Origin of the sequence: Aliivibrio fischeri (genome assembly GCA_038993745.2) — a bacterium.
Lineage (GTDB): Bacteria > Pseudomonadota > Gammaproteobacteria > Enterobacterales > Vibrionaceae > Aliivibrio > Aliivibrio fischeri_B.
In genome coordinates this window covers 519,808-545,331 of record CP160630.1, presented here as the reverse complement: position 1 = coordinate 545,331, position 25,524 = coordinate 519,808, and the positions used below count along the sequence as shown (strand labels likewise).

The following is a 25,524-nucleotide window of genomic DNA, read 5'->3' as shown; positions in this document are numbered from 1 at the left end:
GTTTTAGTTATTGTATTGATAGGTAAAAACTAACGTTGTTCATTAATTATACTAACTTAATAAAAATACTAAAAATACACCTCTACCGGCATGCCTTCTACCCACTCTTTTTCTAATAACCCCCTAAAAATGTAATTTTAACCTTGAGTAAAGCTTTAGCACCTTCAAAAGGTTTTGCTAACTGAATAGGAAGTTTTGAGGTTAAACCTATGGCAGATGACACTCTCGCCTCTACTTTTTTACCATTAGGAAGTTTAACCGTTACTAATGCTCCTAGTTTTGCTTTTTCAATGTGCTTAGGGTCTAAATAACTAATGACATAAGGAGCAACATCTGGTGATACAGTGACCAGTGGATCCCCAATGCTAATTTGTTGTCCTTTCAAGGCATTAATATCAATCACCAATCCCATATACGGAGCTCTAATTGACAATGCATCAAGTTGATTTTTTTTCGTTGTTAATGCTTGGTTTAATTCACGAGTAACTTGAGCAACACCGCCAGCCAATAGGCGTTGCTTTTGTGCGATTTCAGCTTGATTCAATGCAATATAAGCATTAGTAAGATTATTTTGTGCGGTGTTATAAATACCAACAATTGCGGCATAATCCACTTGGGATACTTTCCCCTCTTTTGCGTATTGATCATAATTGACTTTGATTTTCGTTATCTTTTTTAAATTAAGCTTTGCAGCTCCAATCGCACTAATATACGGACCAAAATCTTCTGTAATTTTTTGCGTTTGCTCTTGGTATAATTGCTCTAATTCATTTTCTATAAATTCAATTTCTTGCTCTAAAATGGGCGCATCTAATTCCATTAGCAATTGATCTTCCAAAACAAATTCACTGTCTTTCACATCAATTAACTTTACTGTTCCATTTTGAGATGCTGTGATGATCACAGGCCCTGTGGTGATTATTCCAGGAGCTACAGTAAATAAATGTTGTTTTGCAAAGGTGTAAATCATAAAAAATATAGGACTAAGAATAATAGCCAGTATCAGATACCATCGAAAACGATACGCTCCACGTTTTTCCATTCCATACAACACTTTCATACCGTTGTCTGAGGTCGGTTTATTCTTTTTTTCTAAATGAAATTTAACATCCATAATCGTTAAAACCTCTTACCACGTTTGAGTACCCACCATGGAGCCATGCTTGACTCCTCATGACTTCGTCTAACAATTTCATTTATCATGGCAAATGCAGTAACAAACCGCATAAACAATGCATAGAATGGATATATCAATAACCATAAAAGCATTTCACGGTCTTCTTGGATCCGTTCGGAAATCAAGCTGAGATAGATAAGAAAGGTCATGGCAATGAATACCAAATAAATGACGTATAAACAGCTTAGGACTGCGAGAACCACTGTTGTTGGATAAAATATAAATATATAAAAATTAAACAGTGTCATTAATACCGGTAATAATACAGCTTGTAAAACACCATAAACTAAGGTGTAACCAAAACTTCCCCATCCATACAATTTTGGGCGTAACCCATGTTTATGTTTTCGTAAATACACAAACAGAAGATCGCCATCCCAACGTAATCTTTGGCTCATTAAACCTTTAAATGTATCTGGTACATCAGTATGTCCAATCGCTCTAGGGGAAAAGTTAAGCCGAGTTCCTGGGTATCGTTTTTTGTATTGTTTTAAACGAATCGTTAAATCAAGATCTTCTGCTGTATGTGTATTCCAGCCACCGACCTGTTTCAATACTGAACGCCTAAAACCACCAAATGCACCAGAAATATTATTCAATAAGCCCCATGTTGCCATTCCTGTTTTACTGCTCTGCATCGACATCATATATTCGAGTGACTGCATTTTTGTCCAGAAACTGCTCTCTCGATTTCTTACCCTTAACGCACCTCCACAAGCAATAACATTAGGATTTGCAAATGTTCGCGCCATTTTAAGCGCCATATTGTTATCAAAAGAGGTGTCTCCATCCACATTGATAACCAATTCATATTTTGCTTCTGATAGCCCGGCATTAAGAGTCGATACACGTCCACCACGTTGCCATTTAGGAAGAATTTTAATGGTCTTATTCGGTATATTTTTGTATTTTTTAATCAAAGATATAGCTGTTCTATACGTCTCTTTATTCTCTTTAGCACCATCAATCACAACTAAGATTTCAATGTGGTTTGGATAGATTTGCTCAACCAAAGTAGCAATGGTTTTTTCTATCTCTTTACCTTCTGCATAACAGGTAACAATAAAACTGATTGATGGATGTTCATGTTTCCTGACTTCATTCGCTCCCCATGACCAATGCAAAATACCAATAAAAATGAGCAATAAAAGCGGGACTTCAACAAGCAATAATATAGGCAAAAAAGTTAGCATTAACTCCCAATATGTCGTCAACGTACCGGTTATTAAATAAAGAATATATTGAAATTCAGCCATCATATATCCTTAAGCAAATCAGCTAACCATACTGAGGCACTATTACTCAATGAAGGGTCAGGCAATTCCCAGATGTACAAATGAAGAGTCACCAGTTCAGACTCAATATCACTGGCAATATTGGCGATTTTATCTTCAATAATTTTATGCGAACTTCTTGGTGTCATTGGCATAAGAAGTAACATCAACTCTGAATTGTATTGACAGCAAATGTCTGTATCTCTCAGCAACCCATTAAAATGAGATGATATTTCATCGATTAACTGTATCCGCTTTATCTCACCAAACTCTTTTGAGTAGCTATCAATTCCGGATAATTGAACCCCTAATAATAAATGGTGCTGTTCATGTCTTATTGCTAACTTATTTATCCATACCAACAAATTATGAAATGAATTTTGGTCAATTAAACCGTTAAGTGAGAGCGCTTGCTCTATCGGTCGACGACCATACATCATAAGACCTTTAACCTGCTCACCCACTTTAAATTGATTAATTGGCCTTGCTATTAACTCACTGGTTTCATTCATATGGAAACAAGAAAGACATCGAACTCTCACTACCGATTCTGAAAATGATAACTGACAATCTCGACATTGATAGCGCTCCAACGGCCTATCATAATCAACACCAATATGACGTAACTTAGTAAAACAATTTGGGCACTGCAGTTTATCTTGTTTAACAAAACGTTGCTCTTTACCCACATGACCACAAGTGAAACAATGCAGAGATAATATTTCTTCGATGTTTGTACTTTTACAGTCGGGGCAAGTCTCGATGTAATTTAAATGTCCGCTATGACAAGATGAGCATAATCTTATTTTATCTACGGTATTAAGCTTTTCTAAATACCCTCTTTTTTCCTCTAATTGAAAATAATGATAAGGCTCATAATCCTCACCAAAATAACAATGTAATAATGGATAATAATATAGTTCTCTTTTCTCACTTTGGCATAAAGGCAATAAACGTCGATCCAACCCAAGCCATAACCACGCCAGTAGTTTGTCTGTTGGTTCTTCTTCAATTAAAGATAATTTACTTTGATGCTGTTTCCATTGCGCTGTAATTTTGAAGGGATCAAAAATGCCATCAGATAGGTATTCAGTCAATGTACTCTCTTGTAAAACATAGACTTGGCTATTCCAAAGTGGAAAATCTTGATGTAAGGAGAGTAATGCTTGATTCTGTTTTTTAGGCTCTAAAGCTAAAATTATTACTGAAGGAGAATCTAATGTTAATTCATCTAAATTATTAACATATATAAAATCAAGGTCCTGACAATTAATTGGAATATCATTTCCAATAACATACATTGAAATACGATTATTATCATGTATATCCATATCTAACCTCTATCAATATGAATTAACTAAATTCTATAATGCCTTTCCTTATTGCTTATATATCTAGTTTTAATATCCTATAAGTATAGTTAGGAATTTTTAAATCACATAAAAAAAGCCCTCAGAATATATCTAAGGGCTTTGTCTTACTAAAAACTTATATTTTATTTTGAGCTTAATACTGCAGCGGGTTGCAATCGACTCGCTCTACGAGCAGGATACCAAGTGGCAATGCTACTTAATAAAATCGCAGTACATGTGACAATCGCCACATCACTCCACACCAATTGCGACGGCAGAAAATCAACAAAATAGATATCCCCAGATAAAAACTGATGACCAATAAGAGATTCAAGCGCTTTAATCATTGGGGTCAAATTCAATGCCACTACCGATCCTAAAACAGAACCTGCGATACTTCCTGTTACGCCAGAGAAAATCCCTTGGCAAACAAATATCCGTTTAATCAGGCCATCGTTAGCCCCCATGGTACGAAGAATCGCGATATCTCCAGCGCGATCTTTTACCGCCATCATGAGAGTGGATACAATATTAAAACACGCCACCCCAATAACGAGCACCATGACTAAATACATAATGGAGCGTACTAATTGAATATCACGATACAGATAACCGTATTTTTGAATCCAACTGCGTAAATACACGTATTCACTTAATGTACCACCCACTTCACGTACAATATCTTGAGCATTAAGTACACTGCTTACTTGTAATGATACACCTGTGACACTGTCACCTAAGTTAATGTATTGCTGTGCATCCCTAAGAGGAACAATAGCTAAGCCATGGTCAACTTGCCCACCAAGAGAAAGTAAACCTACCACTTGTAAACGTTGGCGTTTTGGAGAGCGTAATTGCCTATCTGCATTCTCATCAGGGATCATTGCGGTTATCCAATCCCCAACTTTCACATTAAGTGTATCCGCTACGCCTTTACCTAAAATCACACTTTGTTTATTGGCTTCAAACGCATTCCAAGCAGCTTTATCAATATACTCAGGTAATTTAGATACAGAATTTTCAAGTAAAGGTTCAACACCCCTTACTTCTACTGCTTTTAATTTACTGCCTCTTTCTAATAAAGCGGTAAAACGAACATAAGGTGCCGCCCCAGTAACTTTTGGGTGTTTTTTAGCTTGGATCATCATAGATTGCCAATCAGTCACCGGTTTTTTTACGCCCTCAAGCTCAGCGTGTGGAATAACGGACAAAACACGATTTTGCAACTCACGCTCAAAGCCATTCATGGCAGATAAACCAATGATAATTACGGCTACGCCAATCGCAATACCTAACGTAGACGAGATTGAAATGAACGACACCATTTTGTTTCGTTGCTTCGCTCGTGCAAAACGACTACCGATAAAAAGAGAAAGCGGTGAAAACATTACGCCTCCATCTCTTGAACTAAACTTGAACGTACCGTTTCTGTGATAAAGCGACCATCTTGCATACTTAGTTGCTTATCTAATTTTGCGGCTAATTCATTATCGTGAGTGACAACCAAAAACGCCGTGCCTGATTCTTGGTTAAGCTCACGCATTAAATTATAAATATCTAATGCCGTTTTATGATCTAGATTACCTGTTGGTTCATCCGCTAATACTAAAGCCGGCTTATTCACCAAGGCTCTAGCAATCGCAACACGCTGACGCTCACCACCAGACAACTCTGACGGGCGGTGTTCAATACGGTGGGCTAACCCTACTTTTTCCAGTAATTCAGTGGCACGTTTCGCAGCTTCTTTCTTATTTACTCCACCAATAAGTAATGGCATCGCTACGTTTTCTAGTGCACTAAAATCAGCAAGCAGATGGTGAAATTGATAAACAAAACCAATATGCTGATTACGAATTTTAGCTTGTTTATTAGCACTCAACTTCGTCAGTTCATTCTCTTGGAAATGCACCGTACCTGCCGTTGGTTCATCCAACGCGCCTAAGATATGAAGCAGTGTACTTTTACCAGAACCTGATGAGCCAACAATCGCCACTAACTCACTTTCATTAATTTGGAAGTCCACGCCTTTAAGCACTTCAGTTTCCATCGCGCCTTCTTGGTAAACCTTACGGATACCCTGACAAACTAATAATGGATTACTCATATCTTAATGCCTCTGCTGGTTGTACGACTGCTGCTCGATAAGATGGGAATACGGTCGCTAATAAACTTAATAAAATTGCTAGGATAATGACTACACAGACCTGTAATGGTTCAACCTCTGCTGGTAATGAGCCACCTACAGTAAATAGTGACAAGCCTAAAGTAGAAAGAATCACGTTAATATTGCTAGCAAAAAGAGCCCCTAAGGTACCGCCAACAATCGCTCCAATAACGCCACTGCTTGCGCCTTGCACCATAAAGATAGCCAACACCTGATTACTCGTCATGCCTTGAGTTTTTAAAATAGCGACTTCTGCTTGTTTCTCCATCACGACCATAATCAGTGCTGAGATAATATTAAATGCCGCAATAGCGACGATTAACCCTAGCATCAATCCCATCATGTTTTTTTCCATTTTTACTGCTTGGAATAACTCACCACGTTGATCACGCCAATCACTCCATGTCATCTCGTGCTCTAATGGCATTTTCGCTAATTCGGTCACTTGAAATGGGTCTTCAAAAAATAAACGCCAACCCGTTATATTGCCTTTTTTCAGCTTCATTAAACGAGCGGTATCTTGAATATTAGCAACCATCAGCTGACCATCAACATCAGAACCGGTATTAAATACCCCAACAACTTTAAAATTGCGTTGGCTAGGAATACGCCCTAACGGTGTATATTGACTCGCATTGGTCACCATAATACGAACGGTGTCGCCATAACGCACACTTAACTCTCGTGCTAATTTCGACCCTAAGAAAATGCCGTATTCACCTGCTGCAAGTTGACGAACATTTCCTGATATTAATTCATAAGCAATAGGATCGTATTCATTCGGGTCAATACCAACCAGCATTCCCGCACTTAACCCACGAGCACTTTGAATGATGGCTTCACCACGTACAACAGGCGTAACTTGAGTCACATGAGGTAAACTTGTTGCATACTCACGCTCGTCATCTAATGGCGTAATTTGATTATCCGTACTAGAGATAACCGCTTGAGGTAATACCCCCAAAATACGGTCTTTTAATTGGCCTTCAAAACCATTCATCACAGACAATACTGTCACCAAAGAAAGCACGCCTATGGTGATACCTGCTGTGGACATATAAGAGATAAAGCGACTAAATCTATCGCCAGAACGACCTCTTAAATATCGTAATCCTATAAATACTGATACTGGATGAAACATAAATTCTCTCAATCGCGCATATACAAGCTATAATCCTATAGTCTATCACGTAAAATACTGGTATTTATTCCTTTTTTACACTTCTTCCTCTCATTCAAAAAGATTAAACACTTGCTGATATTCAGTGACTTCGCCATAATTAATGAATAATAAATAGAGGGACGCTTATGTCGCACGATGAATATTTTTCGGTTCACTATGATTTAACCATCAATGTAGAACCACTTGCTGTTGATACTCCACTACCAAACATGGAAACGTTTGAGCGAGAAATCCCCGCTCCATTTCGTGTAGCTCAAGAATGCAGCGCTTTAGACGACGTATCAGAAAGTGAATTGTCATTTTTAAAACAAGACGATGGAAAGCGTCTAGCTAACTATTTAAATAATCAAAATCAAAAACTTAATCTACTTCTTTCTTACTTGTTAATTCAACAAGACGAAGCGATGTATCGCCATAAAACCTTAACTTTTGGTGCAAGTAAATTTACTTACGAGACTGATACCGCGTTAACCATAGGTCAAATGGCCAAAGTTAAACTGTTTTTAGAGCACCCGCCTTCAGCCATTTATTGCTATGCAACGGTGACTCAGTGTACTGAGACAGAAAACGGCTTTATTATTGAAATGGCGTATCAACTGCTACGAGATATCGATCAAGACTTATTGATAAAAGCGGCGCTTTTCCAACAGCAGAAAGTATTAAAACTTCGTGCGCAAGAAAGAAACTTAACTTAATAATTGAATATCCTGATGCCTATTAAAAATTTACTGTCACTTTCATTACCAACAAAAGCAAATGATACCCGCTCTGTTGGTAATCTTACGGGTTCTTCTCTTGCTCTCGCGATTGCCGAGATCGAGCAGCAGCACCAAGGGCCTATCATCGTTGCCGTTACTGAGCCTCAATTGGCATTTCGTTTACAAAATGAAATTAACCAATTTTCTCAAAATGCAGTTGATGTCTTTCCTGATTGGGAAACCTTGCCTTATGACAGTTTTTCTCCGCATCAGGATATCATTTCAGACCGTCTATCACGTCTTTATCATCTTCCACAACAGAAGAATGGGACTCTTATCGTTCCAGTAAGCACATTACTGCAACGTCAGTCTCCTCAATCTTTTCTACACAAACATGCGTTAGTGGTTAATGTTGGTGATCGTCTATCATTCGACAAATTAAAGCTGCAATTAGAAAAGTCTGGATACCTACATGTCGATCAAGTAATGAGTCATGGTGAATATGCAAGCCGTGGTTCCATTATTGATCTTTTCCCAATGGGGAATGGTCACCCATTTAGAATCGACTTTTTTGATGATGAAATTGATTCGATCCGTCAATTTGATCCTGAAAATCAACGCACGATTGAAGAAGTTAAATCGATCAACCTACTGCCAGCTCATGAATTTCCAACCGATGATGAAGCAATAGAAGATTTCCGTATTCGTTGGCGTCAACGCTTTGATGCTCGACGTGAACCAGAATCGGTATATCAACAAATCAGTAAAGGTGCATGGCCTGCTGGTGTCGAATATTGGCAACCATTATTTTTTGATGAGACAGAAACCTTATTTGATTACCTACCAGACAACACATTATTGGTTACTATTGGTGACATTGAAAAGGCAGCCGACGATTTCTTAGCCGATGCTGAATATCGATATGATCAACGTCGAGTTGATCCGCTTCGCCCTCTTCTTCCTGTTAATGAACTTTGGCTAAATACCGCCGATATGTTTGCTTTATTTAAGCAGTATCCGCGCGTAAAACTCTCTAAAGAACCAGAGAAAGAAAAAGCAGGTCGTTTTAATCCCGATCTGCTTGAGCTACCTGAAATTGCAATTCAGCATCAAAACAAAGAACCGTTTGCTCAATTTCGTCAATTTTACGAGAAATTCAGTGGACAAGTTATCTTCTCTGTTGAATCAGAAGGTCGCCGTGAAGCATTATTAGAACTATTAGCTCGCATTAAGCTCAAACCTACAATTTGTGAAACCATGAAAGAAGCCATGTCGCATAAAAACAAAGCGACCTTGGTTATCGGCTCTGCCGAACGTGGTTTTATTCTTCAAGATCCGTGCGTTGCTTTCATCTGTGAAAGTGATTTATTGGGTGAGCGTGTCATACAACGCCGTCGTCGTGGTGATAAGCAATCTGCTAGCAGCGACACCATTATTCGCAACCTTGCTGAGCTAAAAATTGGACAACCTGTTGTTCATTTAGACCACGGTATTGGTCGTTACATGGGGCTTCAAACTCTAGATGTTGGTGATATGCCAGCAGAATACATGATGCTTGAGTACCAAGACCAAGCCAAATTGTACGTTCCTGTTTCTTCATTAAACCTCATCAGTCGCTATTCAGCCGGAGCTGATGAAACCGCTCCTATTCATAAATTAGGTGGGGAAGCGTGGACCAAAGCACGTCGCAAAGCCGCAGAAAAAGTGCGTGATGTTGCTGCTGAACTATTAGATGTATACGCAAAACGCGCCATTAAACCCGGTTTTGCCTTCAAACAGGATCGTGAAGCTTATGCTGATTTTAAAGCGAGTTTCCCATTTGAAGAGACACACGATCAAGATATCGCGATTAATGCCGTATTATCGGATATGTGCCAAGCTAAAGCCATGGATCGCCTTGTGTGTGGTGATGTAGGCTTTGGTAAAACAGAAGTTGCCATGCGTGCTGCTTTCTTAGCTACACACAATGAAAAACAAGTTGCCGTATTAGTTCCGACAACCTTGCTTGCTCAGCAACACTTTGAAAACTTCCGAGATCGTTTTGCGAATTTCCCTATTCGTGTTGAAGTGCTTTCTCGCTTTAAATCGGCCAAAGAGCAAAAAGAAATCCTAGCAGCAACCGCTGAAGGTAAAGTAGATATTCTGATCGGCACGCACAAATTGCTGCAAGACAGCATCAAATTTGATGATTTAGGCTTACTTATTGTTGATGAAGAACACCGCTTTGGTGTGCGTCAGAAAGAGAAAGTAAAAGCCATGCGTGCCGACGTTGATATTTTAACGCTAACAGCAACACCAATTCCAAGAACTTTGAATATGGCAATGAGCGGTATGCGTGATCTTTCCATCATTGCTACACCACCGGCTCGACGCTTAGCTATTAAAACGTTTGTTCGTGAAAAAGCCGATGATGTTATTAAAGAAGCCATCCTGCGCGAAATTAAGCGTGGTGGCCAAGTTTATGTACTTCATAACAACGTAGATACGATTCAAAACGCAGCAGAAGAGATCGAAAAATTGATCCCAGAAGCTCGTGTTACGTTAGCTCATGGCCAAATGCGTGAACGCGAGCTAGAAAAAATCATGGGAGATTTTTACCATCAACGCTTTAATGTGTTGGTTTGTACCACCATTATTGAAACCGGTATTGATGTACCAACAGCCAACACCATTATTATGGATAGAGCTGACAAACTAGGTTTAGCACAACTACACCAATTACGAGGCCGTGTTGGTCGTTCGCATCACCAAGCGTATGCTTATTTATTAACACCGCATCCTAAAGCGTTAAGCAAAGATGCAAGAAAGCGTTTAGATGCTATTGCTTCACTTGAAGATCTAGGTGCAGGCTTTACCTTAGCAACACACGATTTAGAAATTCGTGGTGCAGGAGAATTGTTGGGTGACGGTCAAAGTGGTCAAATTCAATCCGTTGGCTTTACGCTTTATATGGAAATGTTAGAGCAAGCCGTTGAAGCATTAAAAGAAGGTAAAGAGCCCTCTTTAGATGATCTACTACGTGAACAAACCGAAGTTGAACTACGTTTGCCGTCATTAATTCCAGAAGATTACATACCAGATGTTAATACTCGTCTATCTCTATATAAACGTATTGCAAGTGTATCGAGCAACGGTGAATTAGATGAGCTAAAAGTAGAAATCATTGACCGATTCGGCACTCTACCAGAAGCAACGCAAACATTATTGATCAGCTCAGAAGTGAAAATGTTAGCCGCTTCATTAAAAGTGAAGAAATTAGAAGCACATGGTAATGGTGGTTACATTGAATTTGAACCTACTGCTGACATAAACCCTATGTTCCTTGTGTCATTATTACAGAAAGACCCTACGGGATTTGCTCTAGATGGCCCAACCAAAGTCAAATTTATAAAAGACTTAACAGAGAGACAAACACGAATTAAATACGTAATGGACTTGCTCAAACTGTTCAACGAAAATAGAATCTAGTTATTAAGTTTAAATTATAAGAAAAACCAAATTTTTAGCTTCAGTTATGGATGATTGAAGCTTTAGAGCCCTTTTTCACCGGAGTATGAATGAAAAAAATAATTTACGCGTTGATTTTACTAGCAAGTTGGCCTTCTTTTGCTCGCCAATTTGATATTGAAGTTATTATTTTTAAACGCAATGTAGAACCATCATCTTATCAAGAGGCTTGGCCTGATGTTTTGGATCCAATTAATTTGGATCGCGCTTTCTCATATCGCGACAAAGCTATGATGAGCAAAAATGGTGCTTTTTTAATTTCGCAATACAAGCTAAATGACGTTTATCAAAAACTTCAGAATCATGCTGGTTTTAAACCATTAGTGCATGTAGCTTGGCGTCAAGGAGATTCAGGCTCTTCTCGTTCTCCTATTTTCCATATCCAAGCAGGTCAAGATTTCTCAGATCGTTTTGTTGCGGATGGCCGAACCATTGCTGATGCTAAAGCAGACTTATCTTTAGTGCCTTTAGACGCTCCAGCACCGACACCAGCACTTGTTGAAGGTGATGAAAACCTAGCGCCAGAAACGCCAACGGTTCAATCAGGTCCAATTCTAGAACTTGATGGAACAATGCAAGTTTACGTACAACATTATTTATACGTAAAAACAGAGCTAGATCTTAAAGTTCCAGGTAAACATGAATTTATTGTAAATACGCCTGAGGAAAAAGAAGCGGTAGTTGAAGAATCAACAGATGTTGTTACAAATGATGAAAACAACGAAGAAGCCGTTGAAGTAACAGCAACAGAATTAGAACCAACTCAACCAATGAATGAAAACATTCAACTTGGTCACCTTGAAGATGTAACCCCAGATACAGAGATTAAAGAATTTCTTAAATCTTACCGTATGAAAGAGAAACGTCAGATGCGTAGTGGAGAAACTCACTATATCGACCACCCTCTTATGGGTATGATTATCCAAGTGCGTAAAGTCTAATTATATAAAATCTTTACACATATTTACCAAAATAGGACAACATTTGTTGTCCTATTTCATTTCTACTTTCTTCATTTCATGCTATTTTCATTCGAAATCATAAACTATGAGAATTCTTATGAAATCCTTTATCAAACCACTGTTACTGATCCTTTCTTCTGCTCTTTTCTTAACAGCGTGTAGCGACAATAACGATCCAAAAGAAGGCGTACAATACGAAGTTTTATCAACATCATTAGAAAATGATGGCATGGCTCCAGTTACTGAAGTATTCGCTCTTTCTTGTGGTCACTGCCGTAATATGGAAAACTTTTTACCAGTAATCAGCCAAGAAGCTGGAACCGACATTGGTAAAATGCACATTACTTTTAACCAATCAGCACACATCGCATCAATGTTTTACTATGCAGCTGAAATGCAAGTAGATGGCGCACCCGATCACGCATTCATGGAAGATTTATTCGCAGCAACCCAAATGGGCGAAGGTACAACATTAACAGAACAGCAAGAAGCTTACTCTAAAGCCTTCACTTCACGCGGCCTAGTAAGTCCATACGATTTCAATGAAGAGCAACGTGATACTCTAATTAAGAAAGTAGATAAAGCTAAAATGCTATCTGAAAAATCAGGTATTAGCTCTGTACCGACGTTTGTTGTTAATGGAAAATACAACGTATTAATCGGTGGTCATGACGATCCTAAGCAAATCGCTGATACAATCCGTTACCTATTAGAAAAATAATTGATTTAAATATAAGGAAATAATGTGTCTAAAATCATTATCACACTAGCTGTAATCGTTTTAGGTTATATGCTGTTTCAACATTTTGTGAATAACCCAAAAGCGGCTAAAGCAAATATTGAACTTGGCAACGCATTTCTTGCTGAAAATGCGACGAAAGAAGGTGTTCAAACTACAGCTTCTGGTCTTCAATATCTTGTACTTGAAGAAGGTACAGGTACTGAGCACCCTACAGCGAAAAGTAAAGTGAAAGTTCACTACCATGGAACAACTATCGACGGTAAAGTGTTTGATAGCTCTGTTGAGCGTGGCGAGCCGATTGAATTCGGTTTAAATCAAGTGATCAAAGGTTGGACTGAAGGTGTTCAATTAATGGTTGTTGGCCAAAAGATGCGTTTCTTTATCCCTAGCGATTTAGCTTACGGTAATCGCTCAGCTGGCTCTATCCAACCAGGTTCAGTTCTTATTTTCGATGTTGAGCTACTCGATTTTAAATAATCCAAATTCATCTCAATAAGATAAAAATAAAATGGCTAATCACTTCGATTAGCCATTTTTGTATTGGTTATTTACTACTATTGGTATGCCGCATTACGATTGTGAAATCTTCATCTGCATAATCGGTTATTAATTCACTGTCTGGACAAAAGCTTAAACAGTATTTCAACACCTGCTGTGGGTCATGCGCTTCTAATAAATTCGATGATTTAAAGTGTTCACTATTCAATAAGTTAAAAATAACGGCCTCTTCCGCTCTCTCATACATCTCTTTAATCACTTTTGCATGATAAGTTTTATTTCTAGCTCGATAATTTAAAGATCCACTTGCAACAACGATATCGGCCTTTGGTAAAGTCGTTGCAGAAAAATCGGCTTTAATAAACTCACAATTTGTATGGTGCTTAAATAATGATTTCGCCTGCTTGATAAAACTGCTCTGTTGATCAACACCGGTATAGCTCTTAATACAACAACTCATATCTAAAAATGTTTTAAAATCACCGTAACCACAGCCCAAATCCAACACCGTTTTTTGCTCAAAGTTGATTGCTTGCGTCATCGTTTTAAAACGCAAAAATTGAGATTCAGTAGAACTCCACCCCAAACTTCTCGCATGATCACCTGAAAACTGCTTCTGTCTTTCATCATGAAAAAGACGAATGGTTAATCTGTCTAATAAATGCATTGATAATGCTCTAATCATTTTGAATTGGTTTCAGGCACAGTTTACTCTGAGTATGAAATGATTTCATCTAACTTACTCTGATCTAATAAATAACAATTTAACTTGAAAGTTATTCAAAAAATTGCTTTTATTTGTATAGTCAATTTAAAAGTAGAACACTATGAGCCAACCTCGTTACTTACTGATAAAGCAATATCTTAATGAAAAAATTCAAACAAGAACTTGGCCTATTGGCTATAAAATACCAACAGAGATAGATCTTGCTAATGAATTTTCAGTCAGTCGTATGACAGCAAACAAAGCCATTAAAGAGCTTGTAAATGAAGGCTTATTAGAGCGAACACCGCGCTTAGGCACCTTTGTTTGTCATAAAAAAGCTGAATCTCCTCTGATGGAAATTCGTAATATAGCAACAGAAGTACACCAACGTGGTCACCATTACAGTAGTAAAGTAATTAAAAAAGAAGAAGTAATAGCTAAAGATGATATTGCTTTAAAAATTGGAGTTCGTAATGATACTTCGATTTATTTTACTCAAATCGTTCATTACGAAAATGATGTTCCCATTCAATTAGAAGACCGATGGGTTAATCCGTTATTTGTAAAAGATTATTTAAAACAAGATTTTACAAATCAAACGCCGAATGAATATTTGGTTCAGATTTGCCCTTTAAGTGATATAGAACATTCTGTGGAGGCAATCATTCCAAATGAACACGTCTCCGAACTTTTGCATATGGATAATAAAACGCCCTGCTTATTACTGAATCGTCGAACTTGGAGTGAAGACAAATTAGTTAGCATTGCACTTTTATATCATCCAGGTGACAGATATAAATTGACGTCTCGCAGTAAAGTATAATTTTCTAAGCTCACACTTCATCGATTTCCCTCCTCACAATTATAAAAGTGCAATGGTTAATAATTGTACTTTTGATCACAACTTCATTACATCCCATCTTGTCTTTTCATCAAAAACAGACTATTTATTTGTATATACATATAGTTTTTTATCACGATAACCAGATAAAAATGGACATGACGTATGGACAGAGTTTTTATTAATTTACATCTTGTTTCTATGGTAGATAAACAGCAGACGGATTCTGGTGGCTACCAAGTGCTGAAAGATGCCATGATTGGAGTAAGAAACGGGAAAGTTGAATATGTTGGTGAACCCTGCCCTTCTATTTTACATGGCCACCCAGATATTATTGATTGTGCACACGCATTAGTTACTCCCGGCTTTATTGACTGCCATACACATCTCATTTTTGCAGGAAATCGTGCAAATGAATTCGAACAACGTTTGCAAGGCATACCTTATGAAGAGATAGCAAAACAAGGTGGCGGAATTTTATCTACCGTTCAAGCAACACGTGAAGCAAGTGAAGATGAGCTTTATCACCTAGCGGTACAGCGCCTAGAAGGACTCAAACGTGACGGTGTCACTACGATTGAGATCAAATCAGGTTATGGTCTAACTCTTGATGATGAAATAAAAATGCTCAAGGTAGCTAAACGTATATCAGAATTACCTGATATGAAGGTATCAACCACTCTTCTTGCTGCTCATGCTGTCCCTCCTGAATACAAAAACCGCTCCGATGAATATATTGATTTAATTTGCGATAGCATCATTCCTCAAGTGGTTAAATTGAATCTTGCCAATCATGTTGATGTTTTTTGCGAAGGCATTGGATTTTCACCCAAACAATGTGAACGTGTTTTTCGTGCAGCACTAAATCATGGATTACGAATTAAAGGACATACAGAGCAATTATCTAACCTTGAAGGAGTGCATTAGCGGCCTCTATGGGAGCAGACTCTGTTGATCACATCGAATACCTTGATGAAAATGGTGTTAAAGCATTAGCAAAAAATAATACCGTAGCAACTCTACTTCCCGGAGCCTTCTATTATCTAAAAGAAAGCAAACTCCCCCCAATTCCTTTATTAAGGCAATATAAGGTACCAATGGCCATTGCGACGGATTTTAACCCCGGAACCTCTCCTATTGCGTCATTGCGAACAATAATGAACATGGCCTGTACCTTATTTAAATTAACGCCAGAAGAGTCATTACGAGGTGTCACTTGTCATGCAGCTCAAGCACTTGGGTTACAACATCTCAGAGGAAAAATAGCGGTTGGTATGGAGGCTGATTTTGCCATTTGGCAGTTGGAGTCACCCGCTGAACTTTCCTATCGATTAGGAGTACCTGACCTAATAGCTAGGGTTGTCGATGGAGAGATCTTTCATGAAAAATAATACATCGGTCAATATGACAAGCTGGTTGGGAAGAGTGGATCATGAAGATGGTGAACTTGGTTTACGATGGCATCAAAAAGTAAAAGCGGCAAACAGTACAAACCAAGATGGCATAATGCTATTAGGCTTTGCCTCTGATGAAGGCGTTATTCGTAATAAAGGGCGTAAGGGAGCTTATGCCGCTCCTCAGGTCATTCGCCGTGCATTAGCTAATTTAGCTTGGCACCATCAAAGCGATGTTTATGATGGAGGAGATATTCAGTGTAATGATGGCGACCTTGAATTAGCTCAAAAGCAACTTGGGATCAAAATAAAATCAGCCTTAGCCAATAGGCATCAAGTTATTGTTCTCGGAGGTGGTCATGAAGTGGCGTGGGGATCATTTCAAGGCATTGCTCGTTATTTACAAAACAGAGCTGTTTTAACATCACCCATTATTCCACCACGTATTGGTATCATTAATTTCGATGCACATTTTGATTTGAGGAACTTACCGCAATCACCATCAAGTTCAGCGTCTCAATCAAGTAAACAATACGGTAGCTCTGGAACCCCATTCCATCAAATATCAGAATTTTGTCATGTTCAACATTGGCCTTTCCACTATGCCTGTTTAGGTCTAAATAAAGGCAGTAATACTCAAGCTCTTTATCACAAAGCAAAACAGTTAGGTGTGCTTCATTTTGATGATATTGAAATGAACCTATTAAATTTACCTCAAATTAAACAGGCTCTTTCCGAATTCATTGAACAAAACGACTTTCTTTATCTCACTATCGATATCGACGTATTTCCAGCGTCATGCGCACCGGGTGTTAGCGCTCCTGCAGTGCGTGGTGTTTCATTAGACATTATAGAATCACTGTTACCCGATATTTTAAAAGCTAAAAACCAACACGGTGAATCCAAATTACTACTGGCGGATCTCGCTGAGTTTAATCCTACCTTTGATATTGATAATCAAACGGCACGTTTAGTTGCTCGGCTCGTTTGGACCATCGCTCACGGTATGAAATCAAATATGTAATAGCAAGGAGAAGCAATAATGACACAAACATCATCTAACCCTAGACTGGATGAGTCTCGTACTATCATTGCACCGACAGGAATCGAGTTAACGGCTAAATCATGGTTAACAGAAGCCCCACTTCGAATGCTCATGAATAATTTACATCCTGACGTCGCAGAACATCCCCACGCTTTGGTCGTTTATGGCGGTATTGGTCGTGCTGCACGAAACTGGCAATGCTACGATAAAATCATCGAAGTGTTAACTCGTCTAGAAGATGATGAAACCTTAATGGTGCAATCAGGTAAACCCGTTGGAGTATTTAAAACTCACACTAACGCACCACGAGTATTAATCGCTAATTCCAATTTAGTCCCTCATTGGGCTAATTGGGCACATTTTAATGAACTCGATAAGCAAGGTTTGATGATGTACGGTCAAATGACGGCAGGCAGTTGGATCTACATTGGGTCACAAGGTATTGTTCAAGGAACTTACGAAACTTTTATTGCAATGGCAAAGCAGCATTTTAATGGTGATACACAAGGTCGCTGGATCCTAACTGGTGGGCTTGGCGGTATGGGAGGTGCTCAACCTCTTGCTGCAACCATGGCTGGCTTCTCAATGCTAGCGGTTGAGTGTGATGAATCTCGTATCGATTACCGTCTCCGTACAGGCTATGTAGACCGTAAAGCGACAACACTCAGTGAAGCCCTCTCTATCATTGAAGAAGCAAAACGTTCTAGCTCTCCTATTTCTGTTGGTTTATTAGGTAATGCTGCTGATGTCTATGCTGAAATTGTAAAACGTGGAATTGTTCCTGACATTACCACTGACCAAACATCTGCTCACGACCCTCTTAATGGTTATTTACCTCAAGGGTGGTCAATGGATCACGCAGCAAAAATGCGCTTAAAAGATGAAATCAATGTAGTGAATGCAGCAAAACAATCAATGGCTGTTCAAGTAGAGGCAATGCTATCTCTTCAAAAATCAGGCTCAGCAACGGTAGATTATGGCAACAATATTCGACAAATGGCTTTTGAAGAAGGCATCACTAATGCCTTTGATTTCCCTGGATTCGTCCCAGCTTATATTCGTCCTCTATTTTGTGAAGGTATAGGACCATTTCGCTGGGCAGCTCTATCTGGTGATCCTGAAGATATTTACAAAACCGACCAAAAAGTAAAAGAACTGATCCCTGATAATCCACACCTTCACAATTGGTTAGACATGGCACGTGAACGCATTCAATTTCAAGGGTTACCTGCACGTATCTGCTGGGTTGGACTAAAAGATCGTGCTCGTCTCGGTAAAGCATTCAATGAGATGGTAAAAAATGGAGAGTTAAAAGCTCCTATCGTCATTGGTCGTGATCATCTTGACTCCGGCTCTGTCGCCAGCCCAAACCGTGAGACCGAAGATATGATGGATGGTTCTGATGCTGTTTCCGATTGGCCATTATTAAACGCCCTGCTCAATACTGCCTCAGGAGCAACGTGGGTATCCTTACATCACGGTGGAGGCGTAGGCATGGGTTTCTCACAACATTCAGGCATGGTCATCGTATGTGATGGAACTGATGAGACAACTGAACGTGTCAGTCGAGTATTACATAATGACCCAGCAACTGGCGTAATGCGACATGCTGATGCAGGTTATGGTATAGCGATCAATTGTGCAAAAGAACAAAACCTAGATTTACCTATGTTATCCATACCTAACAAATAAATTAATACTAATAAAAATAAAACTATAATGAGAAGAAAACTATGTATTCATTAGAAATTATTCCAGGTAAATTATCACTAAAACAATTACGTGAAGTTAGCCGTCACCCTACAAAATTGTCGTTAGACCCTAGCGCTCTGCCTGATATGCTCATCAGTGCAGATGTTGTCGCTCAAGTCATAGAAGAAGGTAAAACCGTTTACGGTATTAATACAGGGTTTGGTTTACTCGCTAATACGCGTATTGCTGAAAAAGATTTAGAAACACTACAGCGAAGTATTGTACTTTCTCATGCAGCTGGTATTAGTGAGTTTATGGATGATGCGACTGTTCGCTTGATGATGGTACTCAAAATAAATAGTCTTGCTAGAGGTTATTCAGGTATTCGCCCTTTAGTTATTGACGCTTTAATACAATTAGTCAATTCAGAAGTCTATCCGTGCATCCCCAAAAAGGGTCTGTTGGGGCTTCTGGGGATCTTGCCCCATTAGCTCACATGAGTACCGTTCTATTAGGAGAAGGTGAGGCTCGCTATCGAGGTGAAGTAATCACAGGAAAAACAGCATTAGAAATAGCTGGGTTAACTCCAATAACACTGGCACCAAAAGAAGGACTAGCCCTACTTAATGGCACCCAAGCCTCTACAGCATTTGCACTTGAAGGTTTATTTGCGGCTGAAGACCTTTACGCTTCAGCCACTGTCTGTGGTGCCATGTCTGTAGAAGCCGCTCTTGGTAGTCGTAAACCATTTGATCCACGAATTCATCGTGTACGTGGTCATCGCAGCCAAATGGATGCCGCACTTGCTTATCGACACCTTTTAGGTCAAAGCAGTGACATAGGCCTGTCTCACCAATGTTGTGAACGAGTACAAGACCCCTATTCACTTCGATGCCAACCACAGGTAATGGGAGCTTGTTTACAGCAGATCCGAAACTCTGCTGATATATTAGAGATTGAAGCCAATTCAGTCTCTGACAATCCGCTTGTCTTTGCGGATGATGGCGACATTATTTCTGGTGGTAATTTTCATGCAGAACCAGTCGCCATGGCCGCAGATAATCTTGCTTTAGCCATTTCAGAAATAGGCAGTTTATCAGAGCGTAGAATGGCGCTTTTAATTGACAGTGGATTAAGCAAATTACCTCCATTTTTGGTGGATAATGGTGGTGTAAACTCTGGCTTTATGATTGCACAAGTAACCGCTGCAGCATTAGCTAGTGAAAACAAGACGCTAGCACACCCGCCTCAATTGATAGTTTACCAACTTCAGCAAACCAAGAAGATCATGTCTCTATGGCGACATTTGCAGGACGTCGATTAGACGATATGGCAGAAAACACACGTGGTATTTTGGCCGTTGAACTATTAGCCGCAGCTCAAGGTCTCGATTTTAGAGCGCCAAACAAAAGCTCAAATAGAATAGAAAAAGCAAAAGAACTGCTACGTGAACGTGTTGATTTTTATGATAAAGATCGTTACTTCGCACCAGATATCGCAAAAGCCAACTCGTTATTAAAAGAAGCCGTATATAATCATTTAATGCCCGATACCTTACTTCCTAGTATATAAAAACTCATACCCTTGGAGATAATACTATCTCTAAGGGTATTCTTTCCCAATTTGAGTCTTCACTTTTTATCAGTACAATATCAATACATTCAATAAATCAAGGAAGTACAATGCCAACGATTGATATTCCTAAGAACAAACGTGACGAATTAATCCAACAATTTCAGCGCTATTTTGAACAAGAACTTGATCATGAATTAGGTCAATTTGATGGGGAGTTCTTATTAGATTTCATTATTAAGCAAACAGGACCTGTCTTTTATAATCAGGGATTAGCCGATGCTCAAGCTATTATTGAACGTAAAACTCAAGATATTGCTGATGAAATATATGAAATTGAAATGGCGGAAAACTAAATAAATATAAATAAAGAACTCTTATTTAAACAGCAGGTTAACCAGTAAAAGCTAACCTAAAGACAAAAAAGCCCATAAATTGTTACATTTGCCATCGACAAAAGTGTGACAAAAGTCTAAAATTCGAGAAAATGCAAAATAAATGTAAATTTACAATCATTTTCTCAAATTTAAGAGGCTTTAATGCAATTTTCATTAAAAAATACGTCTATACGTATTCAAGTTTTACTACCCGTTGTACTCACCGCACTAGCTCTGTTCATTTCTTTAGGTTTCACCGCCTCTACACTTGAGGAAGAACAAGATATTATTGCTAGCAATACTGACTCTTTCGTCTTCTATAAAGACCAACTTGCAAAAGTTGATGATGAAATCTATCCCCTACGTATCAGTGCTGTTTATGCCATTTATGATACGGATCGTCGTGCAAACTTCACGAATGAATTACGAAATAAAGTAGATGATATCAATGTATTATTGGATGAACTAGAAGCAAGAAAAACATTCGCTAAAGAAGTTAGTCTAGTTCGTACTAATATCAATAACTACGTTCAGTTTTCCCATAAGGTTATTGAGTATCTGAATAAAAAAGAAAGTGGTCAGGCTGTTTCTCAAAGTTACGATGCGCTTATCTCGCAATACCGTAATATTGGTAATAGTATGGTTTCTTCTATCAATGCTCTTTCTCAACGTGTGAATGAGTTTTCTGATATTGCAATGAAAGAAAGCTATGAGAAAAACACTCAAGTGAAGACCACAGCAGGTTTAACTATTTTAGCTGTCTTTATTATTTCGATGATCACTGCATGGTGGCTTTCAGGCTTAATTGTTAATCCAATTCAACAAATTCAATTAATTATCCGTCGCTTAGCTGAAGGTGATTTAACGGTACGAGCTAATGCCGATGGCGATAATGAGATTGCAACATTAAGCAAAGACATTAATACCACAGCATCTCAACTACAAACCACAGTAGAAGCATTATCACGCATAAGTGAAGATGTTGCAGCAGCCTCAACAGAACTAGCGGCTGTGATGACTGAAGCGGAAAACAACTCACAACAAGAACTAAGTGAAATCGAACAAGTCGCTTCTGCTGTTAATGAACTATCAAGTACAGCTAATAACGTAAGTGACAATGCATTAGCGGCAGATAAAACCGCACGTGAAACAAATGAATTGGCTCATAATGGATTAGATATCTTTACTCAAAGTAATAAAGCAAGTGAAGAAATGGGTTCAGCGCTAACAGACGCGGCAGTGGTCGTTAATCGCCTGAAAGAACAGTCTGAGCAGATAAACAATGTCGTTGAAGTTATTCGTGGCGTGTCTGATCAAACTAACCTACTCGCATTGAATGCGGCAATTGAAGCTGCTCGTGCTGGTGAATCTGGTCGAGGTTTTGCGGTTGTTGCTGATGAAGTTCGTATGCTTGCAGCTCGTACGCAAGATTCAACCCAAGAAATTCAAACGATTATTGAATCACTTCAAGAGCAATCTAATCTTGCTAATGCAAGCATGGAGTCAAGCTTAGATAAATTGGAATTAAATAAAGAACTAACAGCGAAAGCTGGTGATGCCCTACTTCAAATTACCAATTCAATTGCATCGATCAATGATATGAATACGCAAGTTGCAACAGCTGCTGAAGAACAATCTCAAGTAACTCAAGACATTAACCGCAACGTGGTAAACATGTCTGAATTAGTCAATCAGAATGTTACAGGCATCAGCCAAAGCGCAAGTGCAAGTAATGAACTATCAAAGCTGGCTGAACAACAAAAAGAACAGTTATCATTCTTCAAGTTGTAATGTAAGCACCCATAATGAATTAAAGCAGCAAGGTTAATCTCTTGCTGCTTTTTTGTATCTATAGAAAATGAATTTGCATTCAATTAATCTAGATCAATTAAAAATACACATTTAGTTACAATTTCAATCGACAAGAATGTGACAAAGGTCTATATTTCGAGAAAATTCTAATAATGAGACATATCTAACGATATTTTTTCGAATTACAGAGGCTGAAAATGCAATTTTCACTTAAAAATACGTCTATTCGCGTTCAAGTTTTACTGCCAGTATTATTTACAGCATTGGCTTTGTTCTTTTCTCTTTGGTATACGTCAGTAAGCCTTGATAAAGAGCAAGATATTCTAAATAGTAATACGACTTCATTTATTTTCTACAAAGATCAATTGGCAAAAATTGATGATCATATGTACCCAATGCGTATCAGCGCTGTTTATGCCATCTATGATCACGAACGTAGAATCGATTTCTTAAAGAGTTTAAGCCAAAATGAGAAGATCCTAAACGAACTTCTTGTTGAAATCTCTGCTCATAAAACCTTCAGCTCTGACGCTGCAATAGTTAAAAAAGCGGTTCATGACTATTTAGATTTCTCTAAAAAGATTCTTAACTTTCAAGAACAAAAAGAGCAAGGAATAACAACTGGCGAAGATTACCATTCACTAATTGCTCAATACAGCAAGTTAGGGAATATTATGGCGGAATCAATTAATACGCTATCTGCAAAAATTAATGATACCTCTACCAATGAAATAAACAAAAGCACAGAAAGAAACACGCAAGTTCAACACAATGCAATTATCACTGTTCTTATTGTTTTTGTTATTTCATTAGTCACATCTTGGTGGCTATCAGGCTTGATCGTTCACCCGATCCAAAAACTTCAATTGGTTATCCGTAAATTAGCAGAAGGTAACTTAACGGTTCGTACTGATATTGATGGCGAGAACGAAATTGCTCAATTAAGCCAAGACATCAACACCACTGCTATTCAACTTCAAGCAACCATTGAAGAACTTCACAACATCAACCAAAGCGTGGCTTCAGCATCGACTGAGCTTGCAGCCGTAATGAATGAAGCTGAGCTTAACTCTCAAAAAGAGTTGTGTGAAATTGAACAAGTTGCTTCTGCGGTAAACGAGCTATCAAGCACAGCAAATAACGTAAGTGATAATGCATTAGCGGCAGATAAAACTGCTCAAAACACCAGTGATTTAGCCAAAGCAGGTTTAGATGTATTTACTCAAAGTACGGATGCAAGCGAAAAAATGGCGGTTGCACTAACGGATGCTGCAGTCGTTGTTAATCGCCTAAAAGAGCAATCTGAGCAAATTAATAACGTTATTGAAGTGATCCGTAGCGTCTCAGAGCAAACTAACCTACTTGCCTTGAATGCGGCAATTGAAGCGGCACGTGCTGGTGAATCTGGTCGTGGTTTTGCTGTGGTAGCAGATGAAGTTCGTTTACTTGCTGCACGTACGCAATCTTCAACTCAAGAGATCCAAACCATTATTGAAGCCCTTCAAGAGCAATCTGGTTTGGCTAATGAAAGTATGCAAACTAGCCTTGATATGCTGGAGTTAAATAAAGAACTAACGGCAAAAGCTGGCGATGCATTAATTGGTATTACTGAATCAATCAATGCCATTAACGACATGAACACTCAAGTTGCTACAGCTGCTGAAGAGCAATCGCAAGTAACTCAAGACATTAACCGTAACGTCGTTAATATGTCTGAATTAGTGAACCAAAACGTCACAGGCATCAGCCAAAGTGCCATTGCAAGTTCAGAACTGTCTCGATTAGCTGAAGAGCAGAAACAACAACTGTCATTCTTTAAGTTATAGTGTTCTCTTAATGAAAGAAAGCGCTAAGGCCACCCTCCTTAGCGCTTTTTCATATCATCTAGTTGTTTACATTGGTATTACAATGTAATTTTCTTTACCATGCCCGCTTCTGCGTGTCCTGGCATATTACAGGCAAATTCCACATTCTTATCACCATGAAAATGCCAAATAATTTGTTTTGCTTTACCCGGTTTTACAGTTACTGCACTGCCGCTATCATGCGCATGACCAGAAGACATTTTCTTCATCATCTCACGATGTTCTAATTGTTCAGCTTCATTACCAATAGCAAATTCATGGTCAATTTTACCTGTATTCATGATCACAAATTGTACAATATCATTTGGTTCAATATTCACTTCTTTCTTAAAGGTAATTTTCATATCATCAGATAAAATTACATGTACTACTTTATCTGGTTTCATACCTGTTGCTGGCATACCTACCGCATTCATATCCTTCATAGACATGCCTTCCATCTTACTCATATCCATGTCTTTCATATTCATTTTTGAATGATCCATTTGACTCATGTCCATCCCTTCCATATCCATTGAACCATGATCCATTTTACTGTGGTCCATCTCTGCCATTGCTGAACTTGCAACAAGTGTTAATGCAATTGCTAATACTGTCTTTTTCATATTATTTTCCTTTTCATTTCTTAATTAATATATGGCTTACTACTTATTTCGTAGGCCA

19 protein-coding genes and 2 pseudogenes are annotated in these 25,524 nt (G+C 38.5%); 13 read left to right on the top strand and 8 right to left on the bottom strand.

Annotated features, from left to right (window positions below):
* Window positions 1–112: 112 nt before the first annotated feature.
* The 6 genes from AAFX60_016485 to lolC form a co-directional block, all read right to left on the bottom strand.
* Complete coding sequence (locus AAFX60_016485) at window positions 113–1,114, bottom strand: HlyD family efflux transporter periplasmic adaptor subunit (protein XDF79982.1); 1,002 nt, start codon at window positions 1,112–1,114, stop codon at window positions 113–115.
* 5 nt (window positions 1,115–1,119) lie between these two features.
* Window positions 1,120–2,433 carry a glycosyltransferase gene (locus AAFX60_016480; GenBank protein ID XDF79981.1) on the bottom strand — a complete coding sequence of 438 codons (1,314 nt, stop codon included), beginning with the start codon at window positions 2,431–2,433 and terminating at the stop codon, window positions 1,120–1,122.
* Window positions 2,433–3,782 carry a hypothetical protein gene (locus AAFX60_016475; GenBank protein ID XDF79980.1) on the bottom strand — a complete coding sequence of 450 codons (1,350 nt, stop codon included), beginning with the start codon at window positions 3,780–3,782 and terminating at the stop codon, window positions 2,433–2,435. Before AAFX60_016475 ends, AAFX60_016480 begins: the two co-directional genes overlap by 1 nt.
* Before the next feature lie 164 nt (window positions 3,783–3,946).
* Window positions 3,947–5,191, bottom strand: coding sequence for a lipoprotein-releasing ABC transporter permease subunit LolE (lolE, locus tag AAFX60_016470; GenBank protein ID XDF79979.1), 1,245 nt, complete (start codon window positions 5,189–5,191; stop codon window positions 3,947–3,949).
* Window positions 5,191–5,907: a lipoprotein-releasing ABC transporter ATP-binding protein LolD gene (gene lolD / locus AAFX60_016465; GenBank protein ID XDF79978.1), complete on the bottom strand. Its 717-nt coding sequence runs from the start codon at window positions 5,905–5,907 to the stop codon at window positions 5,191–5,193. Before lolD ends, lolE begins: the two co-directional genes overlap by 1 nt.
* Window positions 5,900–7,108, bottom strand: a complete 1,209-nt coding sequence (gene lolC / locus AAFX60_016460; protein ID XDF79977.1) for a lipoprotein-releasing ABC transporter permease subunit LolC — start codon at window positions 7,106–7,108, stop codon at window positions 5,900–5,902. Before lolC ends, lolD begins: the two co-directional genes overlap by 8 nt.
* A 167-nt stretch (window positions 7,109–7,275) precedes the next feature.
* On the opposite strand from lolC, the gene AAFX60_016455 reads away from it, so the two are divergent.
* The 5 genes from AAFX60_016455 to AAFX60_016435 all read left to right on the top strand — a co-directional run bounded on the left by AAFX60_016455 (window position 7,276) and on the right by AAFX60_016435 (window position 13,536).
* Window positions 7,276–7,845, top strand: a complete 570-nt coding sequence (locus AAFX60_016455; GenBank protein XDF79976.1) for a PilZ domain-containing protein — start codon at window positions 7,276–7,278, stop codon at window positions 7,843–7,845.
* Window positions 7,846–7,860: 15 nt separating this feature from the next.
* The gene (gene mfd, locus AAFX60_016450; protein ID XDF79975.1) at window positions 7,861–11,316 is read left to right on the top strand and encodes a transcription-repair coupling factor; all 3,456 of its coding nucleotides are present in this window, start codon (window positions 7,861–7,863) and stop codon (window positions 11,314–11,316) included.
* 89 nt (window positions 11,317–11,405) lie between these two features.
* Complete coding sequence (locus AAFX60_016445; protein ID XDF79974.1) at window positions 11,406–12,296, top strand: peptidoglycan binding protein CsiV; 891 nt, start codon at window positions 11,406–11,408, stop codon at window positions 12,294–12,296.
* Window positions 12,297–12,414: 118 nt separating this feature from the next.
* Window positions 12,415–13,038: a thiol:disulfide interchange protein DsbA/DsbL gene (locus AAFX60_016440; GenBank protein XDF79973.1), complete on the top strand. Its 624-nt coding sequence runs from the start codon at window positions 12,415–12,417 to the stop codon at window positions 13,036–13,038.
* A gap of 24 nt (window positions 13,039–13,062) precedes the next feature.
* Window positions 13,063–13,536 (top strand): FKBP-type peptidyl-prolyl cis-trans isomerase, encoded by a 474-nt coding sequence (locus tag AAFX60_016435; protein XDF79972.1) that lies wholly within the window; start codon window positions 13,063–13,065, stop codon window positions 13,534–13,536.
* A gap of 67 nt (window positions 13,537–13,603) precedes the next feature.
* Here the strand turns inward: AAFX60_016435 and AAFX60_016430 are convergent, their stop codons facing one another.
* Entirely contained in the window at window positions 13,604–14,224 is a 621-nt protein-coding gene (locus AAFX60_016430; protein XDF79971.1) for a class I SAM-dependent methyltransferase, read from the bottom strand.
* A gap of 160 nt (window positions 14,225–14,384) precedes the next feature.
* Here AAFX60_016430 and hutC point away from each other — a divergent pair, with 160 nt between their 5' ends.
* The 8 genes and pseudogenes from hutC to AAFX60_016390 all read left to right on the top strand — a co-directional run bounded on the left by hutC (window position 14,385) and on the right by AAFX60_016390 (window position 24,822).
* Window positions 14,385–15,086 (top strand): histidine utilization repressor, encoded by a 702-nt coding sequence (gene hutC, locus AAFX60_016425; protein ID XDF79970.1) that lies wholly within the window; start codon window positions 14,385–14,387, stop codon window positions 15,084–15,086.
* Between the two features lie 183 nt (window positions 15,087–15,269).
* A pseudogene (hutI, locus tag AAFX60_016420) lies at window positions 15,270–16,495 on the top strand (imidazolonepropionase).
* Window positions 16,485–17,522 carry a formimidoylglutamase gene (hutG, locus tag AAFX60_016415; GenBank protein XDF79969.1) on the top strand — a complete coding sequence of 346 codons (1,038 nt, stop codon included), beginning with the start codon at window positions 16,485–16,487 and terminating at the stop codon, window positions 17,520–17,522. Before hutI ends, hutG begins: the two are co-directional and overlap by 11 nt.
* An 18-nt stretch (window positions 17,523–17,540) precedes the next feature.
* Window positions 17,541–19,235, top strand: a complete 1,695-nt coding sequence (gene hutU / locus AAFX60_016410) for a urocanate hydratase (protein ID XDF79968.1) — start codon at window positions 17,541–17,543, stop codon at window positions 19,233–19,235.
* Between the two features lie 41 nt (window positions 19,236–19,276).
* Window positions 19,277–20,807, top strand: a pseudogene (gene hutH / locus AAFX60_016405) (histidine ammonia-lyase).
* Between the two features lie 110 nt (window positions 20,808–20,917).
* The gene (locus AAFX60_016400; protein ID XDF79967.1) at window positions 20,918–21,163 is read left to right on the top strand and encodes a DUF2164 domain-containing protein; all 246 of its coding nucleotides are present in this window, start codon (window positions 20,918–20,920) and stop codon (window positions 21,161–21,163) included.
* 183 nt (window positions 21,164–21,346) lie between these two features.
* Window positions 21,347–22,975 carry a methyl-accepting chemotaxis protein gene (locus AAFX60_016395; protein XDF79966.1) on the top strand — a complete coding sequence of 543 codons (1,629 nt, stop codon included), beginning with the start codon at window positions 21,347–21,349 and terminating at the stop codon, window positions 22,973–22,975.
* A 218-nt stretch (window positions 22,976–23,193) separates the two neighbouring features.
* Window positions 23,194–24,822: a methyl-accepting chemotaxis protein gene (locus AAFX60_016390; GenBank protein ID XDF79965.1), complete on the top strand. Its 1,629-nt coding sequence runs from the start codon at window positions 23,194–23,196 to the stop codon at window positions 24,820–24,822.
* A gap of 77 nt (window positions 24,823–24,899) precedes the next feature.
* On the opposite strand, the gene AAFX60_016385 is transcribed toward AAFX60_016390, so the two are convergent.
* Window positions 24,900–25,466: a copper-binding protein gene (locus AAFX60_016385; protein XDF79964.1), complete on the bottom strand. Its 567-nt coding sequence runs from the start codon at window positions 25,464–25,466 to the stop codon at window positions 24,900–24,902.
* Window positions 25,467–25,524: the final 58 nt, after the last annotated feature.